The sequence below is a fragment of the Devosia sp. genome, assembly GCF_039927955.1.
In the GTDB taxonomy this organism is placed as follows: domain Bacteria; phylum Pseudomonadota; class Alphaproteobacteria; order Rhizobiales; family Devosiaceae; genus Devosia.
The window spans coordinates 23,498-44,770 of sequence record NZ_JBDSUA010000047.1; the positions used below are offsets into that span (position 1 = coordinate 23,498).

A 21,273-nucleotide genomic window follows, 5' to 3' on the forward strand; every position below is an offset into this window, starting at 1 on the left:
GATGGCATTCCTCTACACAACGCTCGGACCGCTCACCAAAGCCGATCTGGGCCCGATCCTGCCGCATGAACATGTGTTCGTTGACCTGCGCACGCCGGATCAGCCGGGCTATGCGCAAGCCGATGCTTCCGACGTTATTGCGCTGATGGCGCCGCAGATCGAGGCAATCAAGGCGCTGGGCATAACTGCGCTGGTCGAATGCACCACAGGTGGGGTAGGGCGCCGCGCCGATATTGATCTGGCCGTCAGCAAGGCGACCAATTTCCCGATCGTGGTACCGACCGGCAATTATCGCGAACCCTGGATACCTGAATGGGTGCGCGATGCATCCGAACTGCAACTGCGCGACTGGATGCTGGCCGAGCTGAACGAGGAGATCGAGGATACTGGCTTCCGTGCCGGCTGGATCAAGCTCAGCGCGGGTGATGATGGCATTACCGCGTTGGAGGCGAGGATTTTGCGTGCTGCCGCTGCGGCAGGGCGCGCAACCAATGCGGTTATCGGCAGCCACACCATCAAGGGGCGCGTGGTTCTGGATCAGCTCGATATCATCGAGGCCAGTGGTTACATCGCCAGGCGGTTCATTTCCATTCACACCCAGGAAGAGCCTGACTTTAACCTGCACAAGGCCGTCGCCGCCCGTGGTGCCTGGATCGAGTATGACCAGATCGGTCGGGCTGAAGACGAAGGCGTGATCACCATGATCCTGCGCGCCCTCGACGCCGGCCTCGAAAGGCAGCTGCTGCTGAGCCATGATCTGGGCTGGTATGATCCTGCCCAGACCGGCGGTGGCGTTCCCCGCCCTTACACAGCGCTGAGCCAGCGCATTCTGCCGGCGTTGCGCCAACGAGGTGTCGACGAGCAGACCATAACTCAGCTTACCGAGATCAATCCGTTCGAGGCATTTGCGCGATAGCCTTTGCCTTCCGTCCGCAGCGCAGCAGCCAATCGACATCGACAATGGCACCTGCTGGGTTGTCCGCGTCAGTGCGTGACCACTATCGCAAGATGCCCAGGCTGCGTTGCACTGCTGCGCTGAAATGGTTCTCCAGGGCGGCCATGGCTGCGTTCGGGTCTTTCGCCTTGCACGCGTTGATGATTTGCAGGTGTTCGTTGAGCGACTGCAGAACCAGTGGCGAAGAGATCTTTCGGTAGAGGCGAATGAGCCGGAAGTAGTTGTGGATCCGCTTGTAGGCCGTCTCGATCAGCGGATTGGCAAGGCTGCGCACGATGGCATAGTGCAGCATCGTTTCCAGCTCGTCGATCTCGGCGGTGAGGCCATCGGACAGCCCGTCGGCCTCGATTGAGCCGATGACCTTGCGGTGCCGCCGCTCCAGTTCATCTAGTTCCGCTGCATCTGCCGTTTCTGCGAACACCCGCACTGCAGCGCGTTCAAGAATACCGCGAAACTGGTAGGTCGAACCGATCAGTTCCATGCCCGGCTTGATGATTTCGATGCCGGTGCGCGGATGTATGATCACCAGCCCCTCGGCTTCCAGCACATGCAGCGCGTCGCGCAGCGGCGCGACCGGCACGCCGGTCATTTCCACCAGTTCGCGCTGCGAATAGATCGCGCCGGCCCGCAATCCGCCCCCAAACAGCAATTCCAGCACTTCGACATAGGCGGTGTCGCTGAGCTTGTTGCCCTTGCCGGTTTCGAGCGCGGCTTTCCTCGGTACTTTGTTGGCCACTTGCCTTCATATCCCCAATGATCTACTAAACAGCACATTAAATATATCAAAGCTAAAGTTTGATAGATCAAACATGAAAATCGTCGACTTTACCATCACCAGATTTCAGTTTGGCCGTGATCGCACCATTGGTGACAGTCAGGTTCGCGCGACCAGCGCAAATGTTGCAGCGATCGAATTGATCGATCAGAACGGTCGTGTGGGATTGGGCTTTGTTCAAGCCCTATTTCAAAGTCTCCCCAGCCACGACGAAATCGTTCGCATCTTTACCGAGGAAGTCTGGCCCGGTTTGCAGGGGCAGTCTCCCCTGGCGCTGATCCATCGCGTCAACCGGCCGCGCGGTGGTCGGCAGCGGTCATTCCGCTTGCCATTCGAGGAGGCGCTGCAGGTCGCTCTCTGGGATCTGGCGGCCAAACAGGTGGATATGCCGCTGCATAAATTGCTCGGTGGTCAGCGCGATCGCGTTCGCGCCTATGCGTCCGGGCTGGATTTTCATCTCAGCGACCATGAGTTCTGCGAACTGTTCGGTGCGGCCGATGCCCTGGGCTATGCCGGCTTCAAGATCAAGGTGGGGCACCCTGATTTCGAGCGCGATCTACACCGGCTCGATCTGCTCAGGCAGACAGTCCGGGTGGGCGCGCCGGTCATGATCGACGCCAACGAGGCTTGGGGTGCCAAGGAAGCGGCGGTCAAGATCGAGGCCATCTGCCGCGCCGGCCATGAGCTGCTGTGGGTCGAAGACCCGATCCTGCGCAACGATTTCGACGGCTTGCGATTGCTGCGCAACAGTCTGCCATGGACGCTCATCAACTCGGGCGAATATCTCGATGCCGCCGGCAAACGCCAACTCATGCTGGCCGGGGCCACCGACATTCTCAACGTACACGGTCAGGTCACTGACGTGATGCGTACTGGCTGGCTGGCCGCGGAACTGGGCATTCCGGTGTCGCTGGGCAATACCTTCCTCGAGGTCGGCGTGCATATGGCCTGCGCACTGCCGGAAGTGGAATGGCTGGAATATTCCTTCCAGAACTTCGAACACCTGATCGAGCAACCGATCGAAATCCGCGATGGCTGGGCCTATGCGCCGAGCCGGCCGGGCCACGGGCTGACGCTATCGCAGGCCGCCCGAAGCCAGTGGTCCTGCCCCACTGTACTTGCCGAAGAGCAGATCGGACGAGGGCCCGACAATATCCGTATCGCCTTGAGCCGGGCGGGAACGCCCGGCTGAACAGTGTGAGCTTAGAACCGAAGGAGGAACGAAGTATGAGCAGACCACTTTTGATGACCCTGATTTCCGCTACTGCGGTGGCGGTTATCGCACTTGCCGCAACGCCGTCTTTTGCTGCCCCAAAGGTCACCTTGACCTACCAGGTCGATGCCAACTGGCTCAAAGAAGGGGAGCGGACGCTCGCCAAGAAATTTGAAGAGCAAACCGGCATAGCCATCGATTTCCAGATCGTGCCGTCCGACCAGTATTTCAACGTGCTCAAGACCAAGCTGAACTCGGGCGAGGCGACTGACCTGTTCGGCGGCCAGAGCGGCGTTACCGATCTCAAGCTCAACTACAATGTTGCCAAGAACGCAGTGGATCTGACCGACGAACCCTGGGCCAAGCTGGAAGATCCGCTGGTTGCATCGCAGTCCACCGTTGACGGCAAGCTCTATGGCCTGACCTACTGGGACACGCTGGGTTACGTCTGGGTGGTCAACTACAACAAGGCGATCTTCAAGCAGTATGGCCTGACCCCGCCGACCACTTATGCCGAGTTCAAGACACTCTCTCAGAAACTGCTCGATAATGGCATTCAGCCACTTTACGAGCCGATTTCAGACGGCTGGCACCATGTTCTTTGGTTCCCGGAACTCGGGCCGCGCTTCGAGCAGGTCACGCCCGGCCTTGCGGCTGAACTCAATGCCAATAAGGCAAAGTTCGCCGACAATCCCACCATGCTGACCGACCTGACCCAGCTCAAGGAAATCTACGATCTGGGCTTTTTCGGCCAGAATGCGCTGTCCGATACCTTTGCCGATCGCACCAAGGCTATGTCGGACGGCAAGATCGCCATGTTCATGGCGCAAAGTGCATTCCCGCAGGACCTGCACCACGACTATCCCAATATCAATGCCGACGATTTTGGCGCCTTCGTCATGCCGCTGGCCGATAACCAGATGCTCAACATTAATCCCGCCGGCCCGACCCACTTCATTTATTCGGGCTCCCAGCATATCGCCGAAGCCAAGCAGTATCTGGATTTCCTGACCCAGCCAGAAAATCTCCAGGCCTATCTGGATAGCGAGCCGCAGTTCTTCACGCTGCCCTTCCCGGGCATAAAGAGCAAATTCACTCCGGAACTGCAGGCCTTCATGGACGCCCACAAGGATGCGCGCGGCGTCGTCTATCAAACTGAGGTCAACTACGTGAACCCGCAGTGGATGGATATCGGCAAGGACCTGACAGCGATGCTCACCGGGCAGCAAACGCCGGCTGAAGTTTTGGCCAATGTGGACAAGCGTCGCGGCGAACTGGCTGAAGCAGCCAAAGACCCGGCTTGGACCAAGTGACCGCCTAAAGCGTCGCAGACAATTGCGGACCCTGGCCTGGGTTTGGCCAGGGTCTACTGCATCAGAACGGAACATCAGCATGCAGAACGTCGGCATACGCTATCCGCTGTACTTCGCCATTCCGGCGCTGTTGCTGTACGGAATGTTTTATATCGTTCCCAGCCTGGGCGGCATCGCCTATGCCTTCACCGACTGGAGCAGCTATTCCGACGAGGTGAATTTTGTCGGCCTGAAAAACTTCATCAAGCTGTTCTCTCCGGGCGAACACTACCTCGGCTATTTCTGGAACACCTTCCTCTTTACGCTGGTGACGATCATTCTCAAGACCATCTTTGGCTTGGGGCTGGCGCTGCTCTTGAATGAAGGTGTCAAGCGGTTCGTCAATGTCTACCGGGTGTTGATCTACATACCAGCCGTGTTGCCGTTCATCGTAGTCGGCCTCATCTTCCGGTCGATCCTTAATCCCGCAACGGGCCTTCTCAATACATTTCTTCGTGCCATCGGACTGAATGCGGTGGCGATGCAGTGGCTGGTCGATCCGCGGATCGCGCTTTATTCTGTCATCTTTGTCGATACCTGGAAGGGCGTCGGCTACATCATGGTCATCCTGCTCGCCGGGTTGCAGACCATTCCACGCGACTATTATGAAGCGGCCGAAATGGATGGCGCCAATGCGTGGTGGCAGTTCCGCTACGTCACGGTGCCGCTGCTGATGCCGGCGATCATGATCGTTACCGTGCTCAACGTGCTCTACGGAATTCGCGTCTTTGACATTGTTTACGCGATGACCAATGGCGGCCCCGGCTATGCCACCGAAGTGTTGCAAACCGGAATTTTCAAGGCGTTTTCGCAGGGCCAGTACGGGCTTGGCACAGCACTGAACAGCGTCCTCTTCGTCATCCTGATCGCTGCCGGCTATGGCGTCATCCGGCTGCTCGATCCCAAGCCGGTGGGAGAGTAGAGCAGTGTCGGTACGACCTAAAAATACCCTGACGAGCCTGGCGCCGCATGTGCTGGCCATTGCGGCAAGCCTGGTGACCACCATTCCGGTCTATCTGGTTTGCGTCAACGCGCTCAAGTCCGAAGCCCAGTCCAGCTCAATGGGCGTCGATCTGCCGACCGAACTGCATTTCGAGAATTTTGCCACGGTGATCGATCGCGGCAAGCTCACCATCAGCTTTTTGAACAGTATGCTGTATTCGACCGGGGCGGCCATTCTGGCGACTTTGTTCGCGGCACTGGCAGCGTTTATCCTGTCCCGCCATCGCACGCGCCTCAACCGGGCGCTGTATTTCTTCCTGATCATGGGCATTGCCTTGCCCATCAATTTCTTCACGCTGACCAAAATGATGCAGGTGACCCACCTGATCAACACCAAGCCTGGCATGATCATCCTCTATGCCACCTTGCAGGTCCCCTTCGCCGTTTTCCTGATGTACGGCTTTGTTGCGTCGATCCCGCGCGAGCTGGACGAGGCTGCCGCGATCGATGGCTGCGGCCCACTTGAAATGTTCTTTCGGGTCATCCTGCCACTGCTGATGCCGGTTTTGGTGACGACGTTCATTCTGAGTTTTCTCAACACCTGGAACGACTTCATCATGCCGCTCTACTATTTGAACAGCAGTGAAAACTGGCCAATGACCCTGGCGGTCTACAATTTCTTTGGTCAGTTCAAGCAGAGCTGGAACCTGGTTTCCGCCGATATCCTGCTGACCATCGTGCCAGTGCTTCTGGTCTATCTGGCGGGGCAGCGCTTTATCCTCAGTGGCATGACGAGTGGCGCCGTCAAGGGATAGCGCCGGATCGATGACACCCAGCGCCATTGATTGAGAAAATCTGATGTAGCCCGGCTCGGCGCAGCGCCGGGAGTTTTGAAAGGGTAGCGAATGGCGCGTGTCGAGCTCATCAACGTCAACAAGTCCTTCGGCGTGACCAAGGTCATCCATGACGTCAGTCTGACAATCGAGGAGGGCGAGTTTGCGGTCTTCGTCGGGCCATCGGGATGCGGGAAATCCACTCTGCTGCGGATGGTCGCCGGACTGGAAGAGGTTACGAGTGGGCAAGTCAGGATCGGCGACGCCGACGTCACCCAGGCACGGCCAAAGGACCGTGGCGTTGCCATGGTGTTCCAGTCCTACGCGCTTTACCCGCATATGACGGTGGCCGAGAACATGACCTTCGGCCTGCGCGTCGCGCGTCGGCCCAAAGCTGAAATCGCCGAAAAACTCGCACGCGTTGCTCAAATCCTCCGCCTTGAGGAATTGCTGAAGCGAAAGCCGGCGCAATTGTCAGGTGGCCAGCGCCAACGCGTTGCTATCGGGCGCGCGATTGTTCGAGATCCTAAAGTCTTCCTGTTCGATGAGCCGCTCAGCAATCTCGATGCCGAACTGCGGGTGCAGATGCGGGTGGAACTGTCCAAGCTGCACAAGGTGCTGGGCAACACCATGATTTACGTGACCCACGACCAGACCGAGGCCCTGACCATGGCCGACCGGATCGTGGTGCTCCGCGCCGGCAATGTCGAGCAGATCGGCTCGCCCATGGCACTCTACGAGGATCCCGACAATGCGTTTGTTGCCGGGTTCATTGGCTCGCCGCGCATGAATTTCCTCCACGCTGTCGTCACGGAAAATGGTCGGTTGGCTGTGGGCGGGACGATCATAGACAACCCGACGGAGACGCAGTTGATCCCCGGGCAGGAGCTGCAATTTGGCATCCGCCCAGAACATCTGGATGTGAGTGAAGGCAACGGGCTGCAGGTCACAGTGGATATGGTCGAGCAACTCGGCGCCACGTCCTACGTCTACGCAACCTTGCCCACTGGCGAGATACTCGTTGCCGAGAGGCGTTTGGCGCGGCCGAAAGCAGACGACAGGATGAAGCTTTATTTCGACCCGACGGCGGCGCGCCTGTTTACCGCGTCCGGCAAGCGCATTCGATGATTGTGGTGCGCATGGGCATGGTGATTAAGGTCCGTCCTGAAAAGATGGCGCTTTATAAGGAGTTGCACGCCAAGCCATGGCCGGAAATGAATAGCGCGCTGACGGCCGCGAATATCCGCAATTACTCAATCTTTATCCGCGAGCCCGAAAACCTGTTGTTCGGCTATTGGGAGTATGTCGGCACAAACTACGAGGCTGATCTGAAAGTGTTGGGCGAGATGGACGTCACCAAACGTTGGCTGGCACTGACTGATCCCTGCCAGGAACGTTTGTCGTCAGCCGCCGACGGGGATTGGTGGAGCCCGATGCCGGAGGTTTTTCACCTCAACTGATGACGGCCTGGCTGTTCTTGATGTGACGCGTCGGCTTTCCCGCAGGTTAGGCGCTGTGACGCTGGTCGAAAACAGGATAACCTGCAAATGCTTCGCTCGCTGCAGACGCGGCATGACGGCGATTGGTTATCTTCTGCGCGGGAATTTTTGAGTGCCGATTTCGACCAGATATCTCGTTCGCTCGACGTCCGCGTTCCTGCTCATCGGGTTTGTCGCCCTGATGGCAATTGTGGTCATGACGTTCTGGCTGGGCGAGCGAGCCCAACACTACTTCGAGGTGGTCAGCGAAGCGCGCGATACCCGGATTGCGGCGGTCGAACTGCGCAGCGCCATGCAAACTGCCGAGTCCAGCCAGCGCGGCTTCATCATCACCGGCAACGAAATCTACCTCGGGCCCTACCAGACCGCCAAAGTCCAGTCCCAGCGGCACCTTGTGGCATTGGAGAAACTTTTGCCGCCGTCGTCCGCAGCCTCGGCAACGCTGGATCGGCTGACCGAGATTTTCCGGGTAAAATTTGACGAGTTCGACCGAACCATCGAGCTCAAGCGGGACAAGCAGGACGAACAGGTGCTGGCGATCGTGCGCACCAATAGCGGCAAGGCACTCACGGACGAAGCTAACGTGTTTTTTTCCGGCGTCATCGGGCAGGCCGACAGCCAGTTGACCGCTGGTATTGCCGAGCAGCGCGCCAATACGGAATGGCTACGGCTGGTGTCGGGCATTGGCGCGCTCATCATCGTCGCCGTGGCGGGGGGTGCAACATATGGCGTTGCCCGCTACACCAAGGAGCTGCGCTCGACCCGTGACGAGGTCAATGCGCTTAACAGCGCCCTTGAGGATCGGGTTGCCCGGCGCACCGCCGATCTGGCGCAATCGCGTGATCGCGCGGAGATGCTGCTGTCGGAGGTCAATCATCGGGTTGCCAACAGCCTGTCGCTGGTCTCATCGCTTGTGAGCCTGCAATCCAAGGCCTTGGTCGACAAGACCGCCAAGGACGCCCTGGCCGAAACCCAGGACCGAATTCTGGCGATCTCGCTGGTCCATAAGCGGCTTTATAGTTCTGCCAATGCCCGCAGCGTCGATCTGAAGGAATATCTCACCGGGCTGCTCGAGCATTTGCGCACTTCATTGCGCAGCCAGACACATGGGGTAAACCTGTCCTGGAAAATCGACGCCATCGAGCTTGGCACCGATGCCACGATTACGCTGGGTGTCGTGATTACCGAACTGGTGACCAACGCCTTCAAATACGCCTATCCGGATGGTGTTGGCGAAGTTCGGGTTCGCCTGATGAAGCGGGACGACGCGCAAATAGAAATAGTTGTCGAAGACGATGGCGTCGGGCGTGCCGAGGGGGCGCCGGCAAAGGGCACGGGCGTTGGCACGAAAATCGTCAATGCCATGTGCGCCAGCCTGGGATCGCAGATCGACTACGGCCACCGGCAGCCAGGCACTGCGGCCAGGCTGGCCTTTTCGTCCGATTTCGTGCGCGGCGGCACGGCGCACTAGACCGCAAGCCTGCCTTATGTGACGGTGCCGCAAGGGTCGAGAACAAGGCCCTGCAGGGAGCTTGCATGGCATCGGACTGGTACGGCATTGATGTGTGCTCGGTGGTAAGGCGCGGCGTGATCCTGACGGCAATACTGGCCGCCGGCATTGTTGCGGCCGCAGCACAGGACGGCGCGCCTGGTATCACTCAGCCGACGGTGTTTCCGGCGTTTAACCCAGCTGCGCCCGCTTGCGCGGCTCCGCCAGACCTGACCAAAACCCTGGCTTTCGTGCAGGAAAACGAGCGTGAGTTTCTTGAGGGCATCGATCACGGCCTGGCCATGGCGGCCCATGATCGCGGGCTGAACTATCGCAAGAGCGTCAATAATGACGATCCCGCCAAAGCGGTCGAGCAGATCCAGTCGTTTCTGGCAGCCAGAACCGGCGCGATCGTTGCCACTTCGTCCGATCCGGCCGCCATCAGCGATGGGTTGAAGCAGGTCATCTGGTCCGGGGCATTTGTCGGCACCGTGGTGCCCCCACCCGCGACGTTGCTGCTCAACGCCCCCCAATATGCCACCGGCAAGGCACTGACCGATGCTGCAATCGCCCACATCAATACCAGGTTGGCCGGCAAGGCCAATGTCGTGCTGCTGACGCAGGACAGCATGGAGTACCTGTCACCGCGGTTCGTGGCGATGCGCGACGGTCTCAACGCGCTCCCGGGCGTCAATATCATTGCCGATATCGCGCCCAAGCCGGTGACCAAGGAGGGCGGCTTTGCCACGATGAATACGATCCTGCTGGCCAATCCCGATATCGACGTCGTGCTGGGCGCTGACTCTGTGGTCCTGGGCGCGCTGCAGGCATTGCGGGCCGCCGGCAAGGATCGACCGGATCAATTCCTCGGCGGCATTGATGGCGAACCCGAGGCAGTGGCCGAAATCAAAAAGGGCGATGGCCCCTATAAGGCCAGCATCGCATTGTCGTCGCCAATGTTCGGCTATGCGATGGGCCAATACGGCGCCGACTGGATCGAAGGCAAAAGCGTCCCTCAGGCGATGGATATCCTTCCCATTGCTCTGACCGCCGACAACATTGTTCAGTACGAGGCCGACCTCGCCAATCCCGCCGCTGCATGGGCAGATCCAGTGAGGCGGGACAGCTATCTCAAGATGTACGGCAACATCTGTTACGACACCCGGGACCAGTACGTGAACTTCCCATGGTCGTCGGAGGCGAACTAGTTGCGCTCGCGACCATCAAGCCAATGCGCTGTCGGCGTTATGACGCGCGTCGCCGTGCGGGAACAGCCGCCTCGCCGCGCGCCTTGCCGGCGAGGGTGAACACGGAGACGATCTCGTCCAGCCGGCTGACCTGACCTTCGGTCTGTTCGATGGCAGCATTGGTTTGCTCGACCAGCGCGGCGTTGTGCTGGGTCATTTCGTCCATCTCGCGGATCGCCGTCAGCACTTCGCCAATGGCGTCCGACTGGTCATTGTTGGACGAGGCAATGCTGGCGATGAGATCGCTGTTGTTGCGCACGTTTTCGACCATGGCGGCGAGTTTGTCCGCCACCCGTGCCACAAGCTGCTTGCCGCCCGATACCTCGTTGACAGAATTCTCGATCAGCACCTTGACCTCTGAGGAGGCACTGCCGGCCGATTGTGCCAGGCGCCGCACTTCAACGGCAACCACGGCAAAGCCCTTGCCGGCATCGCCAGCGCGAGCCGCTTCCACCGAGGCGTTGAGCGCCAGCAAATTGGTTTGAAACGCGATGTCGTCGATGACGCCGATGATATTGGAAATCTTCGAGGACGCAGCGGCGATCCGCTCCATGGCATCATTGGCTTCGTGCATGACCGAGCCGGTTTCGTTGACCGTGTTCGATATGCCAATGGCGCTCTTGCTGGCCGTTTCGGCCCGGCCGGCGTTTTCCTTGACCGTCGATGCCAGTTGTTCCATCGCCGCCGAGGTTTGCTCGACAGCAGCGGCCTGGCGCGTCGACCGCTCGGACAGATCGTTCGCCCCGGCAAGGATTTCCCCCGTCGCTGACCTGACGCCCGACGACGTCTCGGTGAGATTCTGGACAATCCCGGTAAGGCTCTCCAGCGTGCGATTGAAGGCCTCCCGCAAACCCTCAAGCTCAACTGGGAACGCCCGCTCCAGCCGACAGGCGAGATTGCCTTCGGACAGCGACGAAAGCGACTGTGAGAGTTGCAGGACAACCGCTTTCTGGGCACTGGCCGCGTCGGCCATGGCCCGCAGCCCCGTTTCGCGTTCGGCGGCGGCCTGCTGATCGATCCGCGCCGCATTGCGCTGTTCGCTCGATTTGAGATCGTCTGCGGCCGCAAGCCTGTCCACGGTACGATCCCGCAGATAGGCCACGGCCCTGGCAAGAGCGGAAATCTCGTCGCGATCATTGGCGTCGCCGATTGCTGCGTCGGCCTGCTCGTCGGCAATGGCGCGAATGCCAGTTTCAAGCCGCTTGATCTTGCCCAGGATTGAACGGGTAAATACCACCGACACCGCCAGGGTGATAACCACCAGCGCTGCGGCGGCAGCGAGCATCTGGATCAGTCGGCTGTTGAGGCCATCGATGCGTGCCTGCAGCAGATGGTTGAGTTCGGCTATTCCGGTTGAGGCGACCTTGCCCGCGGCAACTGCCAGGAGTTGATGCGCGCCCGGCAACGCCGAGATGGAACCCTCCCCAGTGCTCTGCGGGTCAGAAAGGCTGTGCGCGAGGCCGGCAAAAGCAGCCGCCGCTTCGCCATAGGCAGTGGTCGGCGCTTTAAGGGACGCCGCAACTGAGCCATCGGCGTTGCCGGTGACGGCGGAGCGATAGGAATTCTGCAGCCCCGCCACCAGCGATTCAAATGCCCCCACCGATGCCGCCAGGGCAATGCTCTGTTTAGCGGAGCCGTCACTGGCGTTTAGCGCGGCGACAATCTGGTTGCCGGCGTCCAAGCCACCGGGCAGCTTGGTGGTCAGCAAATCCATGACGTAGAAGCTATCGAGATCAGGATCGAGCGTCAGCTTCGAGCCATCGGCAATCTTGGCAACCAGTGCCAGTGCGGCACTGCCAAATGACGGAGAATATTCCCCGCTTGCCTGTTTGTTTCTTTCGGCGAGATAGGCCGCCGTTGCATCGGTGGTGCCAAGCGCGGGATCGAGCAGCGCACTGACGCGCTTGATCTCCGCATCGCTTGCCAGCGGCTGATTTCCCGCTGCAACCAGATCCAGTGCTAGAACATCCAGGTACTGGGTGCCCAGAAGTTCCTGGTCGGCGAATGCGATGTCCTTCTGGCTCTGCGCGACGAACAGATAGCCGAGCAAGCCAACGGGCATAAGGGACAGCATGACGATAGCCGTCAGCCGTCCTCTGATCGTCAAATTTGTCATTCGCCAACCCGCAAGCAAATCCGGCTTTAACGGTGCGCTCGCATGGTTAACGTCCCATGAACAATCGACTGACTACCCGCTGGCAAACACGGTGTCCCAATCGCGATATTGGCTGAAGACTAACGTCTTTCAGCGTATTGGCTCGATAAGGTCGTCTTCGATTTCGGTTTCCGGCCGGTCGCCACCTTGCGCAAGTTCCTCATGCCATTTGCCCTGCGCATCCTGATACTGGATCGCTTCAGTCGTGCCTTCGGCCTGCTGCCGGTTGGCCGCTGCTACCGCTGCATCAAGGGCAGCGGCATGGGTAGCAAATGTCTCCGAGAAAACATCACCCACCTTGTAGGCGTAGCCGCCATCGTGTTCGACAATGTCATATTTTACATGGGTCATACCGGGTCTCCTCGCAGATAACCCGCCATGAGACATCTGGTTGCGTATGGAGAACGGCCCGAGGTTGATCAAGCTCACGCGCCCGGTCAAGCCCATGACCATCTCTCGTTGCGCCTCATCCCTTCACCGCGCCTACAGTCAGCCCGCCCACCAGGAACCGTTGCGCGTACATATACAGCAGTGCAACCGGCACGGCGGTCAGCAGGGAGGCCGCCATCAGTTTGCCCCAGGGCAGGATGTCTCCCACCACCATCGATTGCAGGCCGATGGGCAAGGTGCGCAGGGACTCGCTGGTGATGAAGACGAAGGCGAACAGGAATTCGTTCCACGCATTGGTGAACGCGAACAGTGTGACCGAAAGCAGCGCCGGCGCGGCAAGCGGCAGGGTGATGCGCAAGAAAATATAAAAGCGGTTGGCGCCATCGATCATTGCCGCTTCTTCCACTTCGACCGGAATCGACCGGAAATAGCCCAGCATCACCCAGGTGGCAAAGGGCAGCAGGAAGGTTGGATAGGTTAGGATCAGCGCCGCATAGGAGTTGATGATGCCGATCGAACTCAGCGTCTGGTAGAGCGGGATAAACAGCAGCGTACCCGGCAGCAGGTAAGTGATCAGCAGCAGCGTCGTCAGCAGGCCCGCGCCGAGGAAGCGGAGCCTGGTCAGGGCATAGGCCGCCAGCGATGCCAGCGACACCGACACCACGGTGCTTGCGGCAGCCACCAGGATTGAATTGAGAAACCAGGTGATAAAGCCGGTCCCGTGGATCAGCGCATCATACTGCTCCAGCGTTGCCGGCTGGGGCCAGAAGATCGAGCGGCGCTCACTGATCTGGGCGGTCGATTTGAGCGAGGTGATGATGATCCAGAAAAACGGGAAAATCACGAAGACCATGAACGGCAACAGCACCACGAGCTTGGCAATCGTGCCGCCACGCTCGCGGGCCGCCAGCGACAGCAATGGTTTGGACGGCGAACGTCCGCTCATCCTGCGCGCAAAACGCGCGATCATTTCGACGCCGGCATAGATCAGCTGGATTGGCCAGAAGATCACGTCGATGACCAGGCTCAGGATTTTGCCCGCAACGGCCATGGACCGGTCAACGATGCCGGGCTTCCTGTCGGCATTGTCGTCGCGCTTGTCGTCCTGGCGCATGAAGCGGGCGAGCAGCCAGATCAGAATGGCAATCAATGGCGCCGTGCTGAACGCAATCGCGATACCAGGACCATATTGCAGCGAGCCGATGGCCTTTTCATAAGCCAGAATAGCATAGAGCTTGGTCGCGCCGCTTGGGCCGCCACCCGTGAGCAGGAAGGGCAGACCGAACTGGTTGAAGGTCGAAATGAACGACAGCAACAACGTCACCACGATCACGTAACGCAGGCCCGGCAGGGTCACATGGCGGAAGCGCTGCACCACGTTGGCACCATCGACTTCCGCCGCTTCAAGCTGTTCCCTGTCGATCGCCTTGAGGCCCGACAAAAACAGCAGCACGAAAAACGGAATGCCCTTCCAGACGTTGACCGAAATCACGCTGCCCATGGCCATGTTGGGATCGGAAATCCAGCCCAGCGGACGATCGATTATGCGTGCCGCCATCAGCATCGGATTGAGGCCGCCGAACAGCGGATCGTAGATGCTTTTCCAGGCCAGCGCGGTGACGATTTCCGGCACGATCCATGGCAGCAACATGATGCCGCTGAGGATGCTGCGATAGGGCAGGCGGCTGTTCAGGATCAATGCCACGATCATGCCAATGACGAATTTGAACGCCAGTGACCAGAAGGTGAAGGAAATCGTGTTCTTGAGTGCGAGGATGTAGTCGCTATTGCTGAACAGCCGCTGATAATTGCGGATGCCGACATTGTAGGTTTCGCCGGTGGAGAAATTGAACGCTGTCAGGCTCAGCATGATGGCGCTGATGAACGGCCAGAAGATCAAACCGCCCATGATGATGACCATGGGCAGCACGAACAGATATCCGGTCTGCCAGTCGCGACCAAGCACGCGGCGCGCCCAACGGCTCCAGGTTTCCGGTGCAGCGGAATAGGTGTCGTTCAGCCGGACCTGATCATCCATCACGGCGCTCCTGATCTACGATATTTAAGACATGCGCCGCAGGGCGGCGCTGAAGGGATCGGCCGGGCGGCATGGGATCGCCCGGCCTCACATCCATGCGGCCTTACGGCTGCATGATGCCGCCTTCTTCGAACAGCTCGACGATCTTCTGATGCGCGTCGGCAACTGCCTCAGCGGCTGTCATCCGCTTGGAAATCGCATTGCCAACCGACTGCTCCAGCAGACCCGAAGCGCGAATGGCGCCGAACTGCGGTGCCGGCTTGGCCGGCCAGGTTTCGCCGAGGAACGGGTTGGTAACGCTCACCTGTTCCTTGATGATCCCATAGTTGGGATCGGCTGCCAGCAGTTCGGGCGTCCACAAGCCTTCATAGGCTGGCATGAACAGTCCGCCGGCGATCGAGGAAATCGCGGTGAAGTTCTTGGGATCGATCATTTCCAGCGCCAGTTGCTTGGCGAGATCCTTGTTCGGTGCATTCTTGAAGATGGTCAGCCAGCCACCGACGAATCCGCCGTCACGGCTATCGCCATTATTGCCCGTTGGTGCGTGCACCAGGGTGATGTTGGGGAATACCGGGTTCTTCTCTTTCTTGGCGCGCGCATAAACCGAAAAGGAATTGAGCGTGTACCCGATGCTGCCGGCGAGCCAGGCTTCGTTGTTGCCCGTGTCGTTCCAGCTTTCGACGCCAGGCGGCAGCATGGCGGCATACTTGCCGTTGCGATCATAGGTTTCGACCAGCCATTCATATGCCGCGACAGTTTCGGGCGTGTTGAACTGCACGATTTGCCCGGTTTCGTCCGAATAATGGCCGCCAAAGGCCAGGACCACCGAATTGAGGAACCCGTAGCCATCACCGGACTGGTTTGGCGTCAGCCCCCAGCCGTAAAGATCGGGGCCGGAGATTGCCAGCGCCGCTTCGCGCCGTTGATCGAGCGTCAGCAACGTCGATGCGTCGATGTTCTTTTCAGCCAGTTTGTCCTTGCGGAACATGAACGAAGTGGTGCTGCCCAGATAAGGAATGGACTTCCACTTGCCATCGAACTTGCCGTTGATTTCGGCATTGATGCCCGGCATGACGTTGCCATAGCGCTTGATCGCTTCTTCCACCACATCGGTGACGTCCTCGGCGATATCGAGAGCGTTCATCTGGGCGATCGAGACCGTGGATGTATAGGCAAAGTCGGGGGGATTGCCGGCCTTTACGGCGGCGGTCATCTTGCCCAGGAAATCACCAAACGATTCCGAATTGGTCGTCGAAATATCGAGCTCCACCTTGTTGGCGGCCGCAAAATCGGTGACGGCACTGCGGAAGATCGTCTGTGCTTCCTCGAAATATTCGGTCCGGTGGATCACCGTCAGCTTGCCTGAGGCGCTGACCGGCAATGGAGCATCGGGCTTGGGCGCATCCTGGCCAAAGGCCGGAAATCCGCTCCCGGCTGCAAATAGTCCAGCGCCAGCCGCAGCAGTTCCCTGCAACATCGCCCGACGAGTCAATTTCTTGTCAGTCATTGGTTCCTCCTCCAATTTGTTGGTGACCCTCCGCCACCAAAGATCGACTTCTCTTTCTTAACGTCAACCCGGTAGGCCGCAGGTTATACTCCCGCTTGAAGCCCATCCCTGGCTTACGTTGAAGCTGTTTCTTCCTCGTTGGAATAAAGATAGCGCCCGGCATTGAGATGCTCGGAGACGCGATACTGGAAGGCAAGCCGGTCCCGCCCTTCCAGGGCGTTGACGATGCCGGCGTGCTGGCGATGATTGGTCCCGATCAGCTTGCCGCGAATATAGCTGTTCTCCATGATCTTGAGCATCACCGGCTTGGTCAGCCGATACAGCTCGTCAAGCTGGCGGTTGCCCATGATCGAGATCAGCCGGGCATGAAACCGGAAATCCTGCAGCGACGCCCCGGTAGCGCTCGATTCATCGCGCATCTGGTCGTTAATGGCACGCAACTCGGCGATATCGGCGCTCGTCAACCGCTCGACCACGACATCATAGCAGCCGCCCTCGATCAGATGGCGAAAGCCCTGCGTGTCGGAAAAAGTCTGCCCGGTGATCTCGAGCGTGCGAAACGAAAACAGCTGGAACACGGCATCCATGCGCCGGTCGATAATCACGGCCCCGGTCTTGGGGCGAACATCGACGACACCATAGGCCTTGAGGATGCGCATCGCTTCGCGCACCGTCGTCCGGCTGGCGCCACACCGCTCACAAAGCTCTCGCTCCGACGGCAGCGCGTCGCCGACGCGAAGGTTTCCCTGCTCGATCAGGTCCTTCAGGCGGCCCACCACGAGCTCGACCGCCGAGTCGCCGACTGGCTCCGGTGGCTGAAGACCATCGTTCAAAGCAATTACGTTGCTCATGAGCCCCGACATTCATTTGTATGGCCAGATGAAGAAAAACAGACATAGCCAAGGGTGTCAACCGTGCAAAGACCCGACAAGGCGCTGCAACTGGCCAGACAATTGAATGTGTTCTGACCTCAACCAGGCAATTTGCCGAGGAGTTTGCTCCCTGCCGCAAATGGTGCGCCCACGATGCCGTGCTTTGAAAAACGCTCTTATGTGGATTAGTGTAGGACCCTCAAAACAATGTCATGCGGTAACAAGGAGCGCCAAAATGAGCGGAAAAACCGAGACTGCCATTCTGGCCGGCGGCTGCTTCTGGGGCGTTCAGCAATTGATCCGCCGTTATGATGGTGTGATCGCAACGCGTGTCGGCTATTCCGGCGGCGATGTGCCCAACGCCACCTATCGCAACCACGGCACCCATGCTGAAGCTCTGGAGATCGTATTCGATCCGAACCGGATCGGCTTTCGCCAATTGCTCGAATTCTTCTTCCAGATTCATGATCCGACCACGCTCGACCGGCAGGGCAATGATCGTGGCCTCAGCTATCGTTCGGCGATCTTCTATACGAGCGACGAGCAGAAGCGCGTAGCAGAAGAGACCATCGCCGATGTTGACGCGTCAGGTCTGTGGCCGGGCAAGGTGGTGACTGAACTGCAACCCGCCGGTCCATTCTGGGAGGCCGAACCGGAGCATCAGGACTATCTGGAAAAGTACCCGAACGGCTATACCTGTCACTTCATCCGGCCCGGCTGGAAACTGCCGCATCGCGCTAGTGCTGCGGCCGCCGAATAGGCTGGAGTTGAGGCGGGCCCAAAGCTCGCCTCACGCCCGTCTTGTTCTATTCCGCCGCGGCCATCATCAGGTCGGGCACGATGAAGATACGGCCATCGATGACATCGATCGGGTAGGTTCTGACCTGACCTTCATCGGCGCCAAGCGCCTTGCCGGTTTGCAGGTCGAAAACCCAGTTATGGAGCGGGCAGGTGACCGAGGCGCCGTGAACGATGCCTTCGGAGAGCGGGCCGTTTTTGTGGGGGCAGCGGTTTTCGATGGCAAAGATCTGGTCTTCCTGCGTGCGGAACACGGCGATCTTGCCGGTCGGTGTGTTGATGCAGCGGGCGCCGCGGCGGGGGATGGCATCGACGGTGCCGATTTCGACCCACTCGGTCTGGGGCACGGTGTTGGTCTGGTGCATGGTGATCACTCCGCGGCCATCGGCAGGCCGAATTCGGCCATGGCGGCAAATTCATGGGCGTCCTTGCCGTTGACGCGCTCTTCCCAGGGATCGACCTGGGCAAACGTCTGGGAATAGACGAAGCGGTCGTAATAGTGCCGGCGCTTGGTCAGGTCCTCGACGATGTTCGCCTTGATCGACGGACTGCCGACCCGTTTGGCCCACTTGTAGATGCGCTCCAGGTAGCGGCCCTGTTCGCGATAGAGCTGGGTGAGCGCGACGATGATTTCGAGCGCTTCGTCCTCGGTATCGGCATGGCACAGAACTTCGGTGCCCTTGATGTCGAGGCCGGCAGCACCGGCAAAATGGATGTCGTAACCGCTATCGACGCAGACCACGCCGATATCCTTGCAGGTGGCTTCGGCGCAGTTGCGTGGGCAACCGGAGACCGCAAGTTTGAGTTTGGCTGGGGTCCAGGCGCCCCACATGAACTTCTCCAGCCGAATGCCGAGGCCGGTGGAGTCCTGGGTACCGAAGCGGCACCAATCCGAGCCGACGCAGGTTTTGACGGTACGCAGGCCTTTGGCATAGGCAGCGCCCGACACCATGCCGGCGGCGTTCAGGTCGGCCCAGACGCCGGGCAGGTCTTCCTTTTTAACGCCCAGCAGATCGATGCGCTGGCCGCCGGTCACCTTGACGGCGGGGATTTTGAACTTGTCGGCCACATCGGCGATGGCGCGCAGTTCGGACGGGTTGGTCATGCCGCCCCACATGCGCGGCACCACCGAATAGGTGCCGTCCTTCTGGATATTGGCGTGGACGCGCTCATTGATGAAGCGCGACTGGCCATCGTCCTCGTATTCACCCGGCCAATCGGCGACCAGATAGTAGTTGAGCGCTGGGCGGCACTTGGCGCAGCCGCATGACGTCTTCCACTCCAACTCCTGCATCACCTGCGGGATGGATTTGAGGTTCTTGGCGATGATCATGCGGCGCACGTCATCGTGGCCGTATTCGGTGCAGCCGCACATGGGTTGTACGGCCGCCGGATTATAGGCGTCGCCGAGCGTGGCATGGAGCAATTGCTCGACCAGGCCTGTGCAGGAGCCACACGAGGCCGAGGCCTTGGTGTGGGCGCGCACGCCGTCCAGATTGGTCAGGCTCTTGGAGGTGATGGCTGCTGTGATCTTGCCCTTGCAGACGCCGTTGCAGCCACAGATTTCTGCCTCATCCGGCAATGCTGCAACGGCCGCCATAGGGTCCAGTGGGGAGCCCCCTTGATAGGCCTGGCCAAAGATCAGCGTCTCACGCATCTGGCGGGTGTCGGTCTGTCGGCGGAGCATGTCGAAGAACCATGGGCCGTCGCCGGTCTCGCCATACAGCACTGCGCCAATGATCTTGTCGTCCTTGAGCACCAGTCGCTTGTAAACCCCAGCGGTGGCATCGCGCAGCACGATCTCTTCGCGATCCTCGCCCTCGCCGAAATCGCCGGCCGAGAACAGGTCGATGCCGGTGACCTTGAGCTTGGTCGAAGTGACCGAACCCTGGTAGCTTGCCTCGTGGCCGATCAGGGTTTTGGCCAGTATCTGACCCTGTTCGTAAAGCGGAGCAACCAGCCCATAACACATGCCGCGATGCTCGGCGCATTCGCCCAGCGCGTAGATTGCCGGGTCGTCCGTCCGCATCTGGTCGTCAACAACAATGCCGCGGTTGACGGCGATACCGGCGGCCTTGGCCAGACCCGAAGATGGGCGGATGCCGACGGCCATCACCATCAGATCGGCGGGGATGATCGTACCGTCATCGAGGAGCACGCCCTCGACCTTGTCGGTGCCCAGCACTTCCTTGGTATTGGCGCGGGTAATGACCGTGATGCCGCGTTCGACAAAGGCTTTTTCCAGAAGGTAGCCAGCGGCCGGATCGAGCTGGCGTTCCATCAGTGTCGGGGCCAGATGCAGCACCGTGACATCCATGCCGCGCATGCGCAGGCCGGCGGCGGCTTCAAGACCCAATAGCCCGCCACCGAGCACCACTGCCTTGCCGCCGCGTTCGCACGCTGCGACCATTTTGTCCACGTCATCCAGATCGCGATAGGTCACGACACCGGGGAGCTGGTGACCAGGCATGGGCGGTACAAAAGGCGACGAGCCGGTCGCAATCACCAGATGATCGTAATGGGCGACGATGCCATTGGTGGACAGTACGGTACGGGCATCGCGATCGATCAGTGTCACCGGCGATGATTTATGCAGGGTCACATTGTTGGCTTCATACCAGTCGTCGCCATGGGTGATGATCTCCTCATAGGTCTTTTCGCCTGACAGCACCGGCGACAGCATCAACCGGTTGTAATTCACCCGCGGTTCGGCGTTGAAAATGGTGACATCAAACCGGCCCGGTGCCGCGTCAAACAGCTCTTCAAGCATTCGGCCAGGCGCCATGCCGTTCCCGATAATCACCAGCTTCTCAGCCATCAGCAGTCTCCTGGTCAGCCCTGCCAGAGCAGCGCAAAAACGAAAAAGCCGCCAACCGAAGCGCGCCTTGGTCAAAATGACCGCAGACACGAACCAGTTGGCAGCTTTGCCTTGGGGGGGCGCCCGCCATTGGGCGCCGAATACGAATGAGCGGCCTGAGCCAGCTCTGCGCCCAATCTGATGCAGGAAGCGTGCCAAAACTCTTCTGAGATAAAATGTTGAATATTAATAATAGCTTAGAGCGGAGAGGCGGGATCGTCTGCAATCGGCGCTGATCTGTATAAAGCCCAATCAGGCATCAAGATGCTCAATTGATAAGCATCGCCCTGCGTTGAGCAAATCTTGATCAGCGTCTCCCGTGCCGGGTTCTCTTTGGTCGGGTTGCCCCGT

The 21,273-nt window shown here is 59.4% G+C and carries 18 protein-coding genes; 10 read left to right on the forward strand and 8 right to left on the reverse strand.

Annotated elements, in window-relative coordinates:
• Window position 1 precedes the first annotated feature (1 nt).
• Complete coding sequence (locus tag ABIT12_RS12595) at window positions 2-916, forward strand: esterase (RefSeq protein WP_348046205.1); 915 nt, start codon at window positions 2-4, stop codon at window positions 914-916.
• Window positions 917-998: 82 nt separating this feature from the next.
• Here ABIT12_RS12595 and ABIT12_RS12600 read toward each other — a convergent pair whose 3' ends face one another.
• On the reverse strand, window positions 999-1,691 hold the full coding sequence (locus ABIT12_RS12600; protein WP_348046207.1) for a GntR family transcriptional regulator: 693 nt from the start codon (window positions 1,689-1,691) through the stop codon (window positions 999-1,001).
• A gap of 73 nt (window positions 1,692-1,764) precedes the next feature.
• On the opposite strand from ABIT12_RS12600, the gene ABIT12_RS12605 reads away from it, so the two are divergent.
• The 8 genes from ABIT12_RS12605 to ABIT12_RS12640 all read left to right on the forward strand — a co-directional run bounded on the left by ABIT12_RS12605 (window position 1,765) and on the right by ABIT12_RS12640 (window position 10,266).
• Complete coding sequence (locus ABIT12_RS12605; protein WP_348046209.1) at window positions 1,765-2,922, forward strand: mandelate racemase/muconate lactonizing enzyme family protein; 1,158 nt, start codon at window positions 1,765-1,767, stop codon at window positions 2,920-2,922.
• Window positions 2,923-2,957: 35 nt separating this feature from the next.
• On the forward strand, window positions 2,958-4,256 hold the full coding sequence (locus ABIT12_RS12610; RefSeq protein ID WP_348046211.1) for an ABC transporter substrate-binding protein: 1,299 nt from the start codon (window positions 2,958-2,960) through the stop codon (window positions 4,254-4,256).
• Between the two features lie 79 nt (window positions 4,257-4,335).
• Window positions 4,336-5,217 (forward strand): sugar ABC transporter permease, encoded by an 882-nt coding sequence (locus ABIT12_RS12615; protein WP_348046213.1) that lies wholly within the window; start codon window positions 4,336-4,338, stop codon window positions 5,215-5,217.
• 4 nt (window positions 5,218-5,221) lie between these two features.
• Complete coding sequence (locus ABIT12_RS12620; protein ID WP_348046215.1) at window positions 5,222-6,052, forward strand: carbohydrate ABC transporter permease; 831 nt, start codon at window positions 5,222-5,224, stop codon at window positions 6,050-6,052.
• 90 nt (window positions 6,053-6,142) lie between these two features.
• Entirely contained in the window at window positions 6,143-7,198 is a 1,056-nt protein-coding gene (locus ABIT12_RS12625) for a sn-glycerol-3-phosphate ABC transporter ATP-binding protein UgpC (RefSeq protein ID WP_348046217.1), read from the forward strand.
• Window positions 7,195-7,530 carry an L-rhamnose mutarotase gene (locus ABIT12_RS12630; protein ID WP_348046219.1) on the forward strand — a complete coding sequence of 112 codons (336 nt, stop codon included), beginning with the start codon at window positions 7,195-7,197 and terminating at the stop codon, window positions 7,528-7,530. The genes ABIT12_RS12625 and ABIT12_RS12630 overlap by 4 nt, the downstream gene beginning before the upstream one ends.
• A gap of 151 nt (window positions 7,531-7,681) precedes the next feature.
• On the forward strand, window positions 7,682-9,040 hold the full coding sequence (locus ABIT12_RS12635) for a CHASE3 domain-containing protein (protein WP_348046221.1): 1,359 nt from the start codon (window positions 7,682-7,684) through the stop codon (window positions 9,038-9,040).
• Window positions 9,041-9,105: 65 nt separating this feature from the next.
• Window positions 9,106-10,266, forward strand: coding sequence for a sugar ABC transporter substrate-binding protein (locus tag ABIT12_RS12640; RefSeq protein WP_348046223.1), 1,161 nt, complete (start codon window positions 9,106-9,108; stop codon window positions 10,264-10,266).
• A 37-nt stretch (window positions 10,267-10,303) separates the two neighbouring features.
• On the opposite strand, the gene ABIT12_RS12645 is transcribed toward ABIT12_RS12640, so the two are convergent.
• From ABIT12_RS12645 to ABIT12_RS12665, 5 genes are all read right to left on the reverse strand, one after another.
• Window positions 10,304-12,421: a methyl-accepting chemotaxis protein gene (locus ABIT12_RS12645; protein WP_348063356.1), complete on the reverse strand. Its 2,118-nt coding sequence runs from the start codon at window positions 12,419-12,421 to the stop codon at window positions 10,304-10,306.
• A 129-nt stretch (window positions 12,422-12,550) separates the two neighbouring features.
• The gene (locus ABIT12_RS12650) at window positions 12,551-12,811 is read right to left on the reverse strand and encodes a hypothetical protein (protein ID WP_348046227.1); all 261 of its coding nucleotides are present in this window, start codon (window positions 12,809-12,811) and stop codon (window positions 12,551-12,553) included.
• 115 nt (window positions 12,812-12,926) lie between these two features.
• Entirely contained in the window at window positions 12,927-14,888 is a 1,962-nt protein-coding gene (locus ABIT12_RS12655) for an ABC transporter permease subunit (protein WP_348046229.1), read from the reverse strand.
• Window positions 14,889-14,991: 103 nt separating this feature from the next.
• Entirely contained in the window at window positions 14,992-16,395 is a 1,404-nt protein-coding gene (locus tag ABIT12_RS12660) for an extracellular solute-binding protein (RefSeq protein WP_348046231.1), read from the reverse strand.
• A gap of 113 nt (window positions 16,396-16,508) precedes the next feature.
• Window positions 16,509-17,246 (reverse strand): GntR family transcriptional regulator, encoded by a 738-nt coding sequence (locus ABIT12_RS12665; RefSeq protein WP_348046233.1) that lies wholly within the window; start codon window positions 17,244-17,246, stop codon window positions 16,509-16,511.
• Between the two features lie 256 nt (window positions 17,247-17,502).
• Between ABIT12_RS12665 and msrA the strand changes: the two genes are divergently transcribed.
• Window positions 17,503-18,027, forward strand: coding sequence for a peptide-methionine (S)-S-oxide reductase MsrA (msrA, locus tag ABIT12_RS12670; protein WP_348046235.1), 525 nt, complete (start codon window positions 17,503-17,505; stop codon window positions 18,025-18,027).
• Between the two features lie 46 nt (window positions 18,028-18,073).
• Here msrA and nirD read toward each other — a convergent pair whose 3' ends face one another.
• Together nirD and nirB are read right to left on the reverse strand one after the other, a co-directional pair.
• Window positions 18,074-18,430, reverse strand: coding sequence for a nitrite reductase small subunit NirD (gene nirD / locus ABIT12_RS12675; RefSeq protein ID WP_348046237.1), 357 nt, complete (start codon window positions 18,428-18,430; stop codon window positions 18,074-18,076).
• Window positions 18,431-18,435: 5 nt separating this feature from the next.
• Window positions 18,436-20,883, reverse strand: coding sequence for a nitrite reductase large subunit NirB (nirB, locus tag ABIT12_RS12680; RefSeq protein ID WP_348046239.1), 2,448 nt, complete (start codon window positions 20,881-20,883; stop codon window positions 18,436-18,438).
• Window positions 20,884-21,273 lie beyond the last annotated feature (390 nt).

Bases quoted from the DNA above. Each gene is read 5' to 3' on its own strand.
- ABIT12_RS12595 (WP_348046205.1), top strand. From the start codon at position 2: ATGGCATTCCTCTACACAACGCTCGGACCGCTCACCAAAGCCGATCTG.
- ABIT12_RS12605 (WP_348046209.1), top strand. From the start codon at position 1,765: ATGAAAATCGTCGACTTTACCATCACCAGATTTCAGTTTGGCCGTGAT.
- ABIT12_RS12610 (WP_348046211.1), top strand. From the start codon at position 2,958: ATGAGCAGACCACTTTTGATGACCCTGATTTCCGCTACTGCGGTGGCG.
- ABIT12_RS12615 (WP_348046213.1), top strand. From the start codon at position 4,336: ATGCAGAACGTCGGCATACGCTATCCGCTGTACTTCGCCATTCCGGCG.
- ABIT12_RS12625 (WP_348046217.1), top strand. From the start codon at position 6,143: ATGGCGCGTGTCGAGCTCATCAACGTCAACAAGTCCTTCGGCGTGACC.
- ABIT12_RS12630 (WP_348046219.1), top strand. From the start codon at position 7,195: ATGATTGTGGTGCGCATGGGCATGGTGATTAAGGTCCGTCCTGAAAAG.
- ABIT12_RS12640 (WP_348046223.1), top strand. From the start codon at position 9,106: ATGGCATCGGACTGGTACGGCATTGATGTGTGCTCGGTGGTAAGGCGC.
- ABIT12_RS12645 (WP_348063356.1), bottom strand. From the start codon at position 12,421: ATGACAAATTTGACGATCAGAGGACGGCTGACGGCTATCGTCATGCTG.
- ABIT12_RS12650 (WP_348046227.1), bottom strand. From the start codon at position 12,811: ATGACCCATGTAAAATATGACATTGTCGAACACGATGGCGGCTACGCC.
- ABIT12_RS12655 (WP_348046229.1), bottom strand. From the start codon at position 14,888: ATGGATGATCAGGTCCGGCTGAACGACACCTATTCCGCTGCACCGGAA.
- ABIT12_RS12660 (WP_348046231.1), bottom strand. From the start codon at position 16,395: ATGACTGACAAGAAATTGACTCGTCGGGCGATGTTGCAGGGAACTGCT.
- ABIT12_RS12665 (WP_348046233.1), bottom strand. From the start codon at position 17,246: ATGAGCAACGTAATTGCTTTGAACGATGGTCTTCAGCCACCGGAGCCA.
- msrA (WP_348046235.1), top strand. From the start codon at position 17,503: ATGAGCGGAAAAACCGAGACTGCCATTCTGGCCGGCGGCTGCTTCTGG.
- nirD (WP_348046237.1), bottom strand. From the start codon at position 18,430: ATGCACCAGACCAACACCGTGCCCCAGACCGAGTGGGTCGAAATCGGC.
- nirB (WP_348046239.1), bottom strand. From the start codon at position 20,883: ATGGCTGAGAAGCTGGTGATTATCGGGAACGGCATGGCGCCTGGCCGA.